The organism is Mycobacterium sp., from assembly GCF_032162105.1.
GTDB lineage: Bacteria > Actinomycetota > Actinomycetes > Mycobacteriales > Mycobacteriaceae > Mycobacterium.
On the sequence record NZ_JAVRPS010000088.1, the window covers coordinates 1 to 13,910 of the forward strand.

The 13,910-nt window shown below is 67.6% G+C and carries 14 protein-coding genes; 5 read left to right on the top strand and 9 right to left on the bottom strand.

The features are described from left to right. Positions 1 to 188: TetR family transcriptional regulator (locus QOC69_RS04220; RefSeq protein ID WP_526436676.1), on the bottom strand; the 188-nt coding region annotated here is incomplete at its 3' end. Between QOC69_RS04220 and QOC69_RS04225 the strand changes: the two genes are divergently transcribed. Next, on the top strand, positions 173 to 1,243 hold the full coding sequence (locus tag QOC69_RS04225; protein WP_526436678.1) for a TIGR03564 family F420-dependent LLM class oxidoreductase: 1,071 nt from the start codon (positions 173 to 175) through the stop codon (positions 1,241 to 1,243). The two genes, QOC69_RS04220 and QOC69_RS04225, sit on opposite strands and share 16 nt — an antisense overlap. A 45-nt stretch (positions 1,244 to 1,288) precedes the next feature. Here QOC69_RS04225 and QOC69_RS04230 read toward each other — a convergent pair whose 3' ends face one another. The 8 genes from QOC69_RS04230 to QOC69_RS04265 all read right to left on the bottom strand — a co-directional run bounded on the left by QOC69_RS04230 (position 1,289) and on the right by QOC69_RS04265 (position 10,851). Then, positions 1,289 to 1,588, bottom strand: a complete 300-nt coding sequence (locus tag QOC69_RS04230; RefSeq protein ID WP_526436680.1) for a DUF1905 domain-containing protein — start codon at positions 1,586 to 1,588, stop codon at positions 1,289 to 1,291. Positions 1,589 to 1,593: 5 nt separating this feature from the next. Further along, positions 1,594 to 2,724 carry an S-methyl thiohydantoin desulfurase family protein gene (locus QOC69_RS04235; protein ID WP_526436682.1) on the bottom strand — a complete coding sequence of 377 codons (1,131 nt, stop codon included), beginning with the start codon at positions 2,722 to 2,724 and terminating at the stop codon, positions 1,594 to 1,596. After that, the gene (locus QOC69_RS04240; protein WP_526436684.1) at positions 2,721 to 4,280 is read right to left on the bottom strand and encodes a hydantoinase/oxoprolinase N-terminal domain-containing protein; all 1,560 of its coding nucleotides are present in this window, start codon (positions 4,278 to 4,280) and stop codon (positions 2,721 to 2,723) included. Before QOC69_RS04240 ends, QOC69_RS04235 begins: the two co-directional genes overlap by 4 nt. Further along, complete coding sequence (locus tag QOC69_RS04245; protein WP_526436686.1) at positions 4,277 to 5,626, bottom strand: purine-cytosine permease family protein; 1,350 nt, start codon at positions 5,624 to 5,626, stop codon at positions 4,277 to 4,279. Before QOC69_RS04245 ends, QOC69_RS04240 begins: the two co-directional genes overlap by 4 nt. 153 nt (positions 5,627 to 5,779) lie before the next feature. Continuing rightward, a complete protein-coding gene (locus QOC69_RS04250; protein ID WP_526436688.1) occupies positions 5,780 to 7,276 on the bottom strand; it encodes a PucR family transcriptional regulator in 1,497 nt (498 codons plus the stop codon). Next, a complete protein-coding gene (locus tag QOC69_RS04255; RefSeq protein ID WP_526436690.1) occupies positions 7,269 to 8,309 on the bottom strand; it encodes an S-methyl thiohydantoin desulfurase family protein in 1,041 nt (346 codons plus the stop codon). The genes QOC69_RS04250 and QOC69_RS04255 overlap by 8 nt, the downstream gene beginning before the upstream one ends. Before the next feature lie 33 nt (positions 8,310 to 8,342). After that, positions 8,343 to 9,248, bottom strand: a complete 906-nt coding sequence (locus QOC69_RS04260; RefSeq protein ID WP_526436692.1) for a diacylglycerol kinase — start codon at positions 9,246 to 9,248, stop codon at positions 8,343 to 8,345. A gap of 22 nt (positions 9,249 to 9,270) precedes the next feature. Beyond that, positions 9,271 to 10,851, bottom strand: a complete 1,581-nt coding sequence (locus tag QOC69_RS04265) for an FAD-binding oxidoreductase (RefSeq protein WP_526436732.1) — start codon at positions 10,849 to 10,851, stop codon at positions 9,271 to 9,273. Positions 10,852 to 10,901: 50 nt separating this feature from the next. Here QOC69_RS04265 and QOC69_RS04270 point away from each other — a divergent pair, with 50 nt between their 5' ends. The 4 genes from QOC69_RS04270 to QOC69_RS04285 all read left to right on the top strand — a co-directional run bounded on the left by QOC69_RS04270 (position 10,902) and on the right by QOC69_RS04285 (position 13,910). Next, complete coding sequence (locus tag QOC69_RS04270; RefSeq protein ID WP_526436694.1) at positions 10,902 to 11,486, top strand: TetR/AcrR family transcriptional regulator; 585 nt, start codon at positions 10,902 to 10,904, stop codon at positions 11,484 to 11,486. After that, the gene (locus tag QOC69_RS04275; protein ID WP_526436696.1) at positions 11,483 to 13,063 is read left to right on the top strand and encodes a glycerol-3-phosphate dehydrogenase/oxidase; all 1,581 of its coding nucleotides are present in this window, start codon (positions 11,483 to 11,485) and stop codon (positions 13,061 to 13,063) included. The genes QOC69_RS04270 and QOC69_RS04275 overlap by 4 nt, the downstream gene beginning before the upstream one ends. 54 nt (positions 13,064 to 13,117) lie before the next feature. Then, positions 13,118 to 13,333, top strand: a complete 216-nt coding sequence (locus tag QOC69_RS04280; RefSeq protein ID WP_526436698.1) for a hypothetical protein — start codon at positions 13,118 to 13,120, stop codon at positions 13,331 to 13,333. Positions 13,334 to 13,397: 64 nt separating this feature from the next. Next, a complete protein-coding gene (locus QOC69_RS04285) occupies positions 13,398 to 13,910 on the top strand; it encodes a DUF3298 domain-containing protein (RefSeq protein ID WP_526436700.1) in 513 nt (170 codons plus the stop codon).

A 13,910-nucleotide genomic window follows, 5' to 3' on the forward strand; every position in this document is an offset into this window, starting at 1 on the left:
TGGACGCGGTCACGAAACACTGCCTCCAACAGGGCGCCCCGACTGGGGAAGTGGCGGTGCAGGGTGGCCGATCCGACACCGGCTCGCCGGGCGATCTCTTCGAGGGATGCGTCGGCCCCGGCCTCCCTGACGACGGCGCTCGCCTGAGCCACCAGCCGCTCGTAGTTGCGGCGTGCGTCTGCGCGCATCGGTCGCTGCGCCAGGGCGGCGCTTTTGCGGTTCGGCATCTGGCACTCCCATCGACTTGCTAAACGGGGTGGCCCTCCGGATTGTCTGTCAGACGAAGTGGTGGGCCACTCCGTTTATCGTATATGAGTTGATCCGAAAGGGGCGCGCGATGCGGATTGGCATTGCAGTGGGCGACATTCGGGGTCAGGCTGCCCTCGCCGCGGTAGTCGACCAGGTCCGTCAGGCTGCCCATCACGGGTTTGACACTGCATGGTCGGCACAGGCGTTCGGGTGGGACGCGCTCACAACGCTTGCCGTCGCTGGAACTCAGGTGCCCGGAATCGCGCTGGGAACAGCAGTAGTCCCCGTTCCGCAGCGCCATCCCCTCGTGCTCGCCAGCCAGGCGCTGACCGCGCAGGCGGCGGTCTCGGGTCGTCTGACTCTGGGCGTCGGGGCGGGAATCGGCGCGATGGTGGCCGGCATGTTCGGCCTTGCCACCGATCGTCCGGTGCGGCGCATGCGGGAGTATCTCACCGTGTTGAATCCGTTGCTGCGCGGTGAGATTGTCGAGCACCGAGGAGAAACCTTGACCGCCGTCGGCGCCGTCGGGCTCGTTGATGTCGCGACGCCGTCGGTGCTGTTGGCAGCACTTGGACCGAACATGCTGAAGGTGGCGGGCGAACTCGCCGACGGCACAGTGACCTGGATGACGGGACCCAAGACGATCCGCGAGCACATCGCCCCGACCATTGCGAAAGCCGCCGCGGAGGCGAATCGGTCTGCGCCCAAGATCGTTGCGGGCCAGTTGGTCTGCGTGACCAACGCAACCGACGTTGTACGCGAACGGATCCGCACTGAGTTTCCGATGGCCGGGCGCGTGCCTGAATACCGGGCCATGCTCGAACGTGAAGGTGCCGCAGGACCCGAAGACGTCGCGATCGTCGGCAACGAACAATCGGTGGCCCGTCAGATCGAGCAGCTGAAAGAGTCCGGCGTCACGGAGTTCATGGCTGCCCCCTACGGCAGCGTCGATGAACAGCGTCGCACCGTCGAGTTCCTCAGCGGCCTTCGGTAGTCGTGCGACGTGGTGCATCTCTCACCAGCTCAAGCGCGGGCTCGGCTAGGCGCGCTTGCCCACCGACAGGTGCACGCGTACGACGTCGCCGTCATCGATCCCCTCGGGTCGCCGTAGCGCCACCTTGAGCGGTACCAGGTAGACGCCGTCCTTCGGGATCAACGACGTGCCGACCTCGGTATCGCCGATCCGTACCCGCGCCGGGATGACGCCCCAGCCGTACATCAAATCGGCGAGGTGATCGTGAAGGAAGGCGTCGACGTCCTCCGGAGTCGCGACGAAGAAATATGGCGCAGGCCCACGCCACTGGAAGACTTCGGCCTCGAAGTTCCAGACCATCGTCATCCAGGTTAGGGCCTGCTTCCGCCCGGGGTGGCTGCGGTCTCGGCGGCGAGCTCCTCCACCGGAACCCACGGGTGATCGACACCGAACGCATGTGGTCCCCACACGTGTAGCGCCTCCGGCGTACGCATGATTTCCGGCGTCGAGATCGCGACCACCCGCACCCGCTGACCGAAGCGCAGCGCTTCGGTGGTGATCGCGGTACAGGACTCGAGATCGAGCACGGTGATCAGGTCGGGGACGAGCGCGACCACCCGCTCACCCCGTCGGGCGACGACGTTCTCGTTCCTGAAGTCGATGGTCAACAATTCATCGCCGTCGAAGGGGGCGAGCGTCACCGTGCCGGCGGTGAAGCCACCGACGATCGAGCGCTCGACGTCGACGATCTTGCCCTCCAACAGGGACGTCGCATAGCCGTAGATGGAATCCTCCACAGCACCGACCAGCGCGGCGAACGGGTCCGCGTGGACGGCGCGGGCCTCGCGAATCGCGCGGCCGATCTGGCTGGCCAGCGAGAGGGTGTGCGGAATGCCCGTCCGTTTCAGGTCGGCACCGCTCATGGGGTACTCGGCGATGAACGAGGCACCGCCCATCTGGATGGTCACCGCCCGGGCGAAGTTCTCCATCCGCACGTTGTCGTCACCAGTGTCGACGAGCACGCTGTGGCCCTTCTCGTCGGAGATGACCAGCGGTGATCCCGAAATGCCGTACACCCCGAACGTCTCCATTTGGAGCTCGGGAAACGCGCGTCCCATGCCGTCGGCGTCGACTACGGGGATGCCGGCGCGGGCCGCCACCAACAGCGGGATCATCGAGTTCAGGCCGCCACACTCCATGGGCACTGTCGCGGTCGCGGTCTTACCCAGGTGCGCCTCGAGCTTCCGCAACGAGGTCACCGCTTCGTTGCCGTTGGCCAGCTTCTCGACCACCACGCTCGGCGCGCCCATCATGGCGGTCGAGATGACGAAGGCGTCGTCGTCGAGTTCTTCGGGGCTGATGATCTCGACAGTCAGACCTTCATCGAGTGCCTGCTGCACCAACAGGCGGCCCACCAACGGATCGCCACCACCACCGGTGGCCATGATCGCCGCCCCGGCCGCCATGTCGACGAGTTCCTGTCGTGTCAGCTGACGGCTCATGCTTGTGCTCGTCCCATCGGTAGATCGCCGACCGCCTTGACCCGGATGCGAACCGCGTTGCCGGGCAGGTAGGCCAACGGAACTTCGTCGATCTCCACGATCTGGATCGACGACGGCGCAGCGCCCGCGGCGATCGCCCGGTCGACGGCTTCCTGTTTGGCGGTGTCGAGCACGGCCTCGCGCTGACCGGCAGGTACGCCGAAGATTCGATCCACCTCGCCGCCGACCTGCGCGATCGCCGCCCCGATCGCATTGGCTACGGCGAAGTTCTCCGGCCGGTGTACCCGGTTGGCACTGGCTAGCTCGGCAGGGACCAGGATCGAGCCGCCACCGACCGCCACGACGTCGACGGGGTCGGTCGAGGTGCGCATGCGGTCGACGGTGTTCTCCAGGATCTCGCGGATCTGCGCCAAAGCCGCGTTGACCGTCGCACTCGGGATATCGGCAACCAGTGCCGCGTCGCCGATATCCGCCAACCCGGCGGCCACCGCGATGTCGGTGGCCGTCAACGTCTGTCCGCCGAACACTAGGGCCTCGGTGCCGATGCGGTAACCCACCGAATCGGGTCCGACGGTCACGCCCTGGCCCGCGTCGCACACCCGTGATCCGCCGCCGAGCCCGACCGAAAGCACATCCGGCATCCGGAAATTGGTGCGGATACCTTCGACTTCCACCTCCAGCGCAGCTTCCCGCGGGTAGCCGCTCTGGAGCATGCCTACGTCGGTGGTGGTGCCGCCGACGTCGACGACGACGCATTCGGACAGCCCGGACAGGAACGCGGCGCCGCGCATCGAGTTGGTTGGGCCGGACGCGAACGTGTTCACCGGGTAGCGGCGGGTGAAGTCGAGATCCATCACGGTGCCGTCGTTCTGCGAGACGAACAGCGGCGCGTCGATACCGAGATCGCGCACGGCGGCGGTCAGGGCTGCACTGATATCGCGGGCCAGGGCGCGCAGCGCCGCATTGATGACTGCCGCGTTCTCGCGTTCGAGCAGGCCGAGACGTCCGATCTGATGCGACAACGTGACCGGGATGTCCGGATACTTGCGCGCGATGAGATCCTCAGCGATCAATTCGAATTCGGCGTTGACCGGTGAGTAGATCGACGAGATCGCGATGCTCTCCGCACCGTTGGCGAGCGCCTTGTCGACCGCATCGAGAAGTTCCTCGGGTCGCAGATCGCTGATCTTGCGGCCGTCGAATTCGTGGCCGCCGTGCACCATGAAGGCTTGACCGGCGATGGCCGTGACGATGCGGGCGGGCCAGCCGACCAGTGGCGGAAGTCCGCTGCTCGCAGGCAGTCCCAACCGGATCACCGCGGTGGGCGAGAGCCGCTGCGCCTCGACCAGAGCGTTCACGAAATGCGTGGTGCCGATCATCACCGCACTCGCCGCACTCGGGTCCGCACCCGACATCTCGCGTAGTCGGCCGACCGCGGCGGTGATCCCGGAGGTCACGTCAGGTGTCGTCGTCGTCTTGGTGGCGGCCAGTACCGCGCCACCGTCGAGGATGACTGCGTCGGTGTTGGTGCCACCGACGTCGATGCCGATGATCATGCGGTGGCCCCGAACCGGGTGGGCTGGACTGAAAGCGGTTTGAGGAGACCGACTTTCGAGAACGCGAGGTAGAGCACCACCGCCACCACCAGAGAGTTCAGCGACGGGATACCCCACGTGACGAAATGCCCGACCAGAGCGGCGATCAGCCAGACCACCAATGTGCCGATGATCAGCGTGGGTTCATTGGCGGGCAGATCCTGGCCGGCGCGTTCCAGCTCCGCGCGCCAGGTGCGCACCAGGAAGTACTCCGTCACCATGATGCCGGCGACCGGCGGGATCACGACGCCGAGGATGGTCAGGAAGTCGATGAAGTGGCTCAGGATGCCCAGTGCCGCAAGAACTGAGCCGACGACGCCGACGAGGATGGTGACGACGCGGCGGTTCACCACGACGCCGAACGAGGTCTCCAGTGCGTTCACGATGCCCAGCGTCGACGAGTAGAGGTTCCAGTCGTTGATCTTCAAGGTGCCCGAGATGATGATCAACGTGCCGACGAAGCCCGACGTGCTGGTCACGATGTCGACCACGCTGTCGGTGCGCAGGGCGTGCGCGAGCAACACCCCGGCCATGCACATGACCAGTTCGCCGAGCGTCACGCCGAGAAGGGTCTGCTTCACGACATCTTTCGCGGAACGGTTGAACCGGGTCATATCGGGCGTCGTCACCATGCCGACGATGAAGCCACCTGCGACCAGTGTCGCGCCTGCGCCCAAGGACAGCACTGGGCCAGCCGGTTGGGCCGATGCCAAGGTGCCGATGTCGTACTCGGTGAGCTTGGCGATCACCAGGTACCCCGCCAGCAGGATGAACGCGGGAACGGTCACATAGGCGACCCAGGCCATCGAACTGAAGCCGTACACCACGATCGCCGTGACGGCGAGACCGAAGAGTAAGGACCACAACCAGATTGGCCCGAACGGGATGATGGTTTTGAGACTCTCGGCCGACACTGCCGTCTGCACACCGAACCAGCCGGTGAGGCTGAGCGCGATGACGATGCCGATGAGACCAGATCCCCAGCGACCGAAGCCCGTCCAGCGGGCGATCACCGATGTCGACAGTCCCTCGCGCTGCCCGATGATGCCACTGAAGATGCCGACGATCTCGAGAATCACTGCCCCCAACAGGACTGCCAGCATCGCATTCGTGAACGTCATCCCGAAGCCGAGGGCGGCGCCGAGCATGAATTGAGACAGGCACGACAACTGGCCGAACCGTTGCACGCACACGCTGAACCAGTGGAATCTGGCCGACTTCGGCACTCGGGACAGCGCGTAATCGTCGCCGTGTTCGGAGACCGGGACGTCGTCGACGGCGGGATCACCCGCGTTTGTGGTGGCCATGGATTCCTCCGTTGCGGCACGTGTGAGTGGCGTTGACCTGCACGTTACGGAGCGGATGCCCTCCGGTCAGTGGGCACAGTGCACACCTGCCGTGCAGTCTTGAGGGCAAGTCGGGCGCAGCAGGTTACGTGCGGTGACGTCCGTGTTGCGTGCTCACAGAGCGCGACATGCGATACGCAGGGCGAGGCGGGTGTCGTCATCGTCCAGGTCGACGCCGAGGAGCGACTGAATGCGGGTGAGGCGCTTGATCACCGAATTGCGGTGCACGCCCAGCCGCCTGGCCGTCGCCGCCGTCGAACACTCGGAGAGCAGGTAGACGGTCAAGGTGTCGAGCAGGACACCGTCGGCCGCGTTCCGCAGCGGCTGAAGCAATAGCTCGGCCCGTTCGCGGGCCTGATCGTCGGTGACCGCGGTGAGGAGATATTGCCTGGGGTTGGAGTCACTTGCGGTCTCCACCGGGCGACGCCCGGCAGCATGCCCGGCGATCCGGCACAGTCGGGATGCGTCACCGATGGCGCGCACCAGTCCTGCGATTCCATATTCGGCACCCGCCACACCGGCGGCGATCACGAAGCCGGAAAGGTCGGCAACGATCTGGCGAACCTCGTTGCTGCGCAACGTGATCTGAGCCTGAGGCGGCCGGTCGGGCGAGCTCGTCCACCACACCCATCCGTCGGCCAACGGCACGGCAGGCACCGTGAGGCCGGTCGCGATCATGGCGTTCTGCAAGGCGGTCAGAACCAGTGAGCGGTCTGCGCGGGGATCCTCGGGACGGACCATGACGGCGATGTGAAAGCCCTCGAGCTGCCAGCCGAGCGCGACCGCCTGCTCGGCACGTGGTCCGTCGAGCGAGCCGGTGCTGAGCAGGTGGGTCAGCACCGCGCCTTGGCTCGCCTGGTCCCATGCGGCCGACAGCGCCGACCGCGCGGCCCACGCGGTCAGTCGCACTATTGCGAGATCGGCGACCGCGAGAATGGTCTCGATGTGCGCTGTTGCGATTCCGGGCGGTGCATGCACTGCGCACGTGAGCCGCGAACCGGAATCCCGACCTGGGGGAGTAGAAACGAAAACCGTTGTGCCGGAATCGCTGTCGAGGTGACCGGAGGGGGCATTCGGAATCTGCTCGATACCCGGCAGTCTGGGGCCGGCCAGCAGAACCCCCGACGGTCCCAGCACGCTGACGGGATGCCCGAGTACTTGCGACACGACGGCCGCCACCCGGGACGGGGTATCCGCCCCGGCCAGGCGTGCCGCGGCCGCGGCACATTTCAGGCCGCGCTCGACCAGCGGGTGGCGCAGGTGAATCCGAACGGCGAGCGCGCATTCCCATCGGTCGGCATCGAGACGCACCAGGGGGATACCGAAACGATCGGCGAGCCACTGCGTGGACACCAACACGGGGTGGTCGACGATCACCGCCGCGGCCTCACGCTCGGCCAGGCGAGGCAGGGCGAGTTCAGTGGCCAGGCTGTCGGCCGAGGTCAGGAACACGACGCTGCCGGCCGCGACCCGGCGGGCGTCGCCCGGCACCACGATGTGCGCGTCGTGCGCCTGCCGACCGAGTCCAGTTGCGCCACCGAGTACTTCGGCCCCGTCGAGGTCGGGGAGGCAGAGGACGTCACGGACCGTCGAAATCCCCAACTCAGACACCGGTTATTCCAAACGCCGCCGGTGTCACCTTGTCATTGAAGCCCGAATCCTCCCATCGCGGCGGTGCAGGCAACGCGACGACATCGACCTCGGTGCCCACCGCCAGGACCGATTCCGCTTGGAGTGGCCGTCCGTCACGCGTCCGCATCAGGCAGATGATTTCCGGTGTGCAGGCGGCGATCTCACCGTCGACGAGGGCCAGCAGGAACTCATTGCGTGCTTCGACGCGCACCACGGATGCGTCTGACGCTCGGATCACCACGGATCCGATACCTCCGTCGCGGATCCGGCGCCACTGGGTATCGGCGACGCGGCCGGTGGCGACCCGACGTGCACCGTGCCGCTCGACCAGGGCATCGACAACCGTACGTGCGTCGGCATTCTCGACGGTGCGGCCGAGGTCCAGAGCCCTGCGAATGGTGCCGGGTATGCCCGCGGTTCGAAGGCGGGCGACTGTCATCGGGTATCCGGCGAAAGCGCACCAGCCGCCCATCTCGACAGCGGCGGCTCGGATGAACTGCTCGGCGGTGCGACCTCGGATGTCTTCGTACAAAACGGTTCGGCCGTAGCTGTCGGTGCACACGAACGGCGCGATGGAGACCCCTGCCACGTCGTAGGTTGTCTGGTCGAGCCATGACAGCGCCCGGCCCATACCGTCACAGTCGACCACGGGCAGCGTTCCGGAGGCCGCCACCACTAACGCGGCGAAGATATTGGCGCCAGCGCTCTCGTAGTTGCCCACACACGCACTCGCGTCTGGGTATTCACGGAGAACGCGTCCGACAGCCCTGGTGAACTCGGACCCTTGCGGTGAGCGCTCGTGAAACGACAGGAGGGATCCGACGAGGCCGGTACTGACGGCAAGCATGTCTGCGGGCAAGTCGTCGACGTCATGAATCGGGATCCGGGCGCGATCGCCGAATGCGTGTACAGCCAATGCCCTGAACCAATACGGCTGGCCGCCGCCGCCCGATCCCAACAGCGCCGCGCCGACGGCGAGGGTGTCCAGATCATCACGACTCAGCTGCCACATCGCAATTCCCCGGTGTCGTCGTGATTTCCCAGGTTAGCCCCTGGGCCGCAGTATGCGCAGCGCGCCGGGCACCGCGGACACCTCGACCGGCAGCGGGCAGACGAGCTCGCCGTCGGCGTAAGCGTTGATACCGGGGGAGTCGACGGTGATGGCCTTGGCGCGTTTGGTAAGCACCTCGTCCAGCTCGACGTGGGTGCCCTTGAAGACGGTCGGGAACAGGCGGATCAGCCTGGTGCGTGAGCCCGATTGCACCATGGTCACGTCCAGCAGCCCGTCCGCATGGTCGGCGTCCGGACAGATCAGCATGCCGCCGCCGTAGCTCTTCGTGTTGCCGAAGGCGGCCAGGGTGAGGTCGGTGACGAGCTCCTCGCCGCCGTCGAACGTCAATCGGAACGGCAGCGGTCGCAGCTTCGACAGCTCCGCGACCATCGCGAGGTTGTAGCGCATCCGGCCGTGCGGCCACGTCATCCGGTTGGTGCGGTCGGTCACCAGCGAGTCGAAGCCGGCCGCCATCACGGTGCCGAACCAGCGGTCGGTCCCGTCGGCGCCCCGGATGCGGCCCAGGTCCACGGACTCGGCGCGCCCGTCGACCACCACGTCTGCTGCCGCGGCGGGATCACTCTTGGGAATGCCGAATTCGCGGGCATGATCGTTCCCCGTTCCTGCCGGGATGATGCCGAGGGGAATCTCGGTCTGCGCGAGAACTTGCAGGGCGAGCGAGACGATGCCGTCACCGCCGACCACGACGAGCGCGTCCATGCCGCGTTCGAGGGCGCCTTCGACGAGTCGTCGCGCGTGCTCGGCGTCGGTGCCCGCAATGGCGACGACGTCGATGCCGCGGCGATGGAACTGTGCGACGGCCCGTTCGGCCGCGTGTGGCGCGCTACCGTGCCCCGACGCTGGGTTGGTCAACATCGTGATGCGACCGACCGTGGTCATATTGCTCCTCGCGTCCGCAGGATCACGGAATCAGCTTGCCCGGGTTGAGGATTCCGGTGGGGTCGAGCACCGCCTTCACGGCCCGCAGCACCTCGACACCGAGGTCGCCGACCTCGTCGCGCATCCACGGCCGGTGGTCGGCGCCGACGGCGTGGTGGTGGGTGATGGTCCCGCCGCTGCGGACCATCGCGTCGGACGCCGCGGTCTTGGCCTTGCGCCACTGCTCGATCGGGTTGCCGCGCTGGCCGGCGACGACGGTGAAGTACAGCGACGCCCCCGTGGGATACACATGGGAAATGTGGCACAGCACCAGGGCCGGAGTGCCCGTTTCGGCGAGCGCAGTGGTCAGCGCATCCGTCACCGCCGCCTTGAGCGTGCCGAGGTTGGACCAGTTGGTCGCGGTCTCCAACGTCTCGCACAGTGCGCCCGCGGACAGCAACGCATCCCGCAGGTACGGCGCGCCGAATCGGCCGTGCTCCCAGGCCTGCGCGGGCCCGTCGCCCAACGACGTGCCGCCGTGCGTCTGGAGTACCGCGTGCGTCTCGGCGTGCCTGCTCTCGGTGTGTGCCGCTGTGCCCTCGAACGCCGTGATCGCCAGACAACCGCCGGTGACGCTCTGTTCGCCGATGGTCTCGGTGGTGGCGAGGTTCACGCCCGTCTCCGCCTCGTCCGACAGCCGGATCACGGTAGGGCCGGTTCCGGTCTGGGCGACCGCTCGCAGCGCCGCGGCGCCGGTGGCGAAGTCGGGGAAGGACCATGCTTCGTACCGCGTGGTCTCCGGAACGGGATGTACCCGCACCCGCACCCGGGTGATCACGCCGAAGACGCCCTCGGAGCCGATGATCAACTGGCGCAGATCCGGACCGGCCGCGGACGCCGGGGCCCGGCCCAGATCGAGCACCCCCGTCGGAGTGACCGCCGTGATTCCGCGGACCATGTCGTCGAAGCGGCCGTATCCCGCCGAGTCCTGGCCCGACGACCGCGTCGCCGCGAAGCCGCCGATGGTGGCGAACTGAAAGCTCTGCGGGAAGTGGCCGAGCGAGAAGCCCCGCTCGCCGAGCAGTCGCTCCGCATCCGGTCCGGTCACGCCCGCGCCGAGTTCGGCCTCGCCGGACACCTCGTCGAGATGGTGTAGTTGGTCGAGCCGCCGCAGGTCCATCGAGACGACGGCCTTGAAGTCACCGCGGATGGGGTCGACGCCGCCGACCACGGTGGTGCCGCCGCCGAACGGGACGACGGCGATGCTCTGCTTGGCGCAGAAACGGAGCACCTCGGCCACCGCTTCCTCGTCGGCGGGCAACAGCACTGCGTCGGGCGCGTCCTGCACGCCGGAGTCCTTGCGGCGCAACAGGTCCAGCGTGGACTTACCGCCGGCTCGGAGCAGCCTGTCGTAGTCGTCGGAGATGTAGTGTGCGTCGCCGACGATGGCCACCAGCGCGTCCCGGTCGGCGTCCGACAAGGCCGACGGCCGCAGGCGCACCTGATCCGCGGCCAGTTCGGCGCTCGGTGGACCGCCGACCCCGAGGGCCTGCTCGAGCAGGGTGCGGATCCCGTCGGAGAGCGGCTTGGCCGCCGCCGGGTCGCCCCAGGCATTCCACTTCATCGGAGGCAGCAGGTGGTCGCTGGGAGCAGTCATGCGTTACAGTATTACAGATGCTGTCAATCAGTAACGACAAGTCGTCGCAGTCCGTCGAGGAACGCATCCTCGACGCCGCGGCCCGCTGCGTGATCGCATACGGCGTCGACCGCGTGACGCTCGCCGAGATCGCCCGCCGGGCCGGCGTCAGCCGCCCCACGGTGTACCGGCGGTTTCCGGACACGCGCTCGATCCTGGGCGCGCTGCTCACCCTGCGGATCACCCACGCCCTCGACGACGTGCCCAATCGCAGCGTCGGCCGCGAACCGCTGGTCGAGCGCATCGTGGCGGTCGCGGAGCGCCTGCGCCGCGACGACGTCATCATGACCGTGCTGCACCAGGCTCCGGATCTCACGATGGTCTACTTTTCGGAGCGACTGGGGACCAGCCAGCAGATCCTGCTGGACACCGTGACCGGCGAGATCAAGATCGCCCAGGACGACGGCAGCGTCCGTCCCGGCGACGCCCGCCAGCTTGCCGGCATGTGCCTGTTGATCACCCAGTCGACCATCCTGTCGGCCCGACTGGTCGAGCCGATCCTCGATGCCGGAACCATGGCACGCGAGCTGACCCGTGCCCTGAACGGATACCTGACACCATGACGTCCTCCACTGCACTCAACGCCGCCCGCCGCGCCTCCGACCTGGCCGCGCTCGGCGACGGCGGATGCGTCGACGTCGTCGTCATCGGTGGCGGCATCACCGGAACGGGGATCGCGCTGGACGCCGCGACGCGAGGTCTGTCGGTGGTGCTGGTGGAGAAGCACGACCTGGCGTTCGGCACCAGCCGGTGGAGCTCCAAGCTGGTGCACGGCGGCCTACGCTACCTGGCCACCGGCAACGTCGGCATCGCCCGCCGCAGCGCCGTCGAGCGCGGAATCCTCATGACGCGCAATGCACCTCACCTCGTGAAGGCGATGCCGCAACTGGTTCCGCTGCTGCCGTCGATGAACTCCGCGTCACGCGCACTGGTGCGGTTCGGCTTCGTCGCGGGCGACGGCCTGCGCAAGCTGGCGGGGACGTCGGCCGCGACGCTGCCGCGGTCGCGCCGAATCGGTGCGGCGCGAGCGGTGGAGCTGGCGCCGACCGTGCGCCGCGAGGGTCTGGACGGCGGGCTCCTGGCCTACGACGGCCAACTCATCGACGACGCGCGGCTGGTCGCCGCGGTTGCCCGCACCGCCGCTCAGCACGGTGCGCGCATCCTGACCCGGGTCGCCGCGTCCGACGCGACCGGGACCTCGGTGCGGTTGACCGACAAGATCACCGGCGAGTCGCTCGAGGTGTCGGCGCGTGCGGTGATCAACGCGGCGGGCGTCTGGGCGGGCGACGTCGACACGTCGATCCGCTTGCGGCCCAGCCGCGGAACGCATTTGGTGTTCGACGCCGCCGCGTTCGGCAATCCCACCGCGGCGCTGACGATTCCAATACCCGGCGAGCTCAACCGCTTCGTGTTCGCGATGCCCGAGCAGCTCGGTCGGGTGTACCTCGGGCTCACCGACGAGGACGCGCCAGGGCCGATTCCCAACGTGCCGGAACCCACTTCGGCAGAGGTCGCGTTCCTGCTCGACACCGTCAACACGGCGCTCGACGTCGCGCTGGGGCCTGCCGACGTGATCGGCGCCTACGCCGGGCTGCGGCCGCTGATCGAAACATCGGAGGCGGTTCGGAGGGCAGGAGCGAAGCGACCCGGGAATGAGGTCAGCACTGCCGACGTGTCGCGCGAACATGCGGTCGTCGAGTCACCGTCGGGCGTCATCAGCGTCATCGGTGGCAAGCTGACGGAATACCGGTTCATGGCCGAAGACGTTCTCGAACGCGCGATCACGCTGCGCGGGCTGACGGCGACCGCGTGTCGGACCCGCAACCTTCCGCTCGTCGGTGCGCCGTCGAATCCCGTTGCGACGCTGCGGTCGCCGGCCGATCTACCGTCCTCCCTCGTCGCCCGCTACGGTGCCGAGGCGCCCAATGTCATCGCGGCCGCCAGCTGTGAGCGGCCCACCGAGCCCGTCGCCGACGGAATCGACGTCACCCGGGCGGAATTCGAGTACGCGGTGACCCACGAAGGCGCACTCACCGTCGATGACATCGTGGATCGTCGCACCCGCATCGGGTTGGTCGCCAACGACCGCCAACGAGTCGTCACCGTGGCGGACGAGATGCTCAGCCGACGTATCCGCTGAGCCGTATCGAGCAAAAGGCGTGCGCACGAAGGCACGAGCATCGAAGATCGCGGCATGCGGATGGTGATCGCGACACTGGCGGTGCTCGTCGGATCGGTGGCGACGGCCGGGTGCGGCGGGGAGGCTCCCGCACCGAGTTCGAGTTCATCGACCTCGGCGGCTGCCGTCTCGACGACCACCGCTGCGCCAACGACGCCGTCGCAGGCGACCGGCCCGGAAACCTCGAACGGTCAGCAGTACTCGGTGACCACCACGACGATCGAGGGGTGACAGCGACGACGGGCGCGGCCGCTGGCGCGCGGAGTTCCGTCAGCTCGCGGGCGGAGATCCCGCGGTGGTCGACGCATTCAACGGCGCGAGCCACGTGGCCGTCATGGACCAGGTGGAGGCGGCCAAGGACGGCGCCAGCGAGGGCACGGCGACGTGGGAGTTCGAGTCGAACGCTCAGGTGACCTTCCGCAGCATCCCCGTCGCTCAGATCATCTTCGGCTCGCTCTACTTCGGAGCCCACCCGAGCCACCAGATCGGCACGATCGTGATCGACAGCAGAAGCGCCGACCCCATCATGCTGGTCGACCTGTTCACCGACCAACAAGCCGGGCTCAGCCGGCTGTCCGAACAGACCACGAAGATCCTGGCGGCCGACGGCATGAACCTTGGCCCCGACGAGCCCGGTGCGGCGCCAAAGGCGGAGAACTTCGCCAACTGGATACCCATCGCCGAAGGCCTGGAGATCCATTTCGCGCCTTACCAGTTCGGCGTGGCGCTACCCGCGGTCATCACCGTGCCGTGGCCCACCCTCGCCGACGTGCTGGCGCCGGCGATGGCGGACATCGCGAAGGGCTGA

Bases quoted from the DNA above. Each gene is read 5' to 3' on its own strand.
- QOC69_RS04240 (WP_526436684.1), bottom strand. From the start codon at position 4,280: ATGATCATCGGCATCGACGTCGGTGGCACCAACACCGACGCAGTCATC.
- QOC69_RS04245 (WP_526436686.1), bottom strand. From the start codon at position 5,626: ATGGCCACCACAAACGCGGGTGATCCCGCCGTCGACGACGTCCCGGTC.
- QOC69_RS04255 (WP_526436690.1), bottom strand. From the start codon at position 8,309: ATGTGGCAGCTGAGTCGTGATGATCTGGACACCCTCGCCGTCGGCGCG.
- QOC69_RS04230 (WP_526436680.1), bottom strand. From the start codon at position 1,588: ATGACGATGGTCTGGAACTTCGAGGCCGAAGTCTTCCAGTGGCGTGGG.
- QOC69_RS04235 (WP_526436682.1), bottom strand. From the start codon at position 2,724: ATGAGCCGTCAGCTGACACGACAGGAACTCGTCGACATGGCGGCCGGG.
- QOC69_RS04265 (WP_526436732.1), bottom strand. From the start codon at position 10,851: ATGAAGTGGAATGCCTGGGGCGACCCGGCGGCGGCCAAGCCGCTCTCC.
- QOC69_RS04280 (WP_526436698.1), top strand. From the start codon at position 13,118: ATGCGGATGGTGATCGCGACACTGGCGGTGCTCGTCGGATCGGTGGCG.
- QOC69_RS04275 (WP_526436696.1), top strand. From the start codon at position 11,483: ATGACGTCCTCCACTGCACTCAACGCCGCCCGCCGCGCCTCCGACCTG.
- QOC69_RS04260 (WP_526436692.1), bottom strand. From the start codon at position 9,248: ATGACCACGGTCGGTCGCATCACGATGTTGACCAACCCAGCGTCGGGG.
- QOC69_RS04270 (WP_526436694.1), top strand. From the start codon at position 10,902: ATGCTGTCAATCAGTAACGACAAGTCGTCGCAGTCCGTCGAGGAACGC.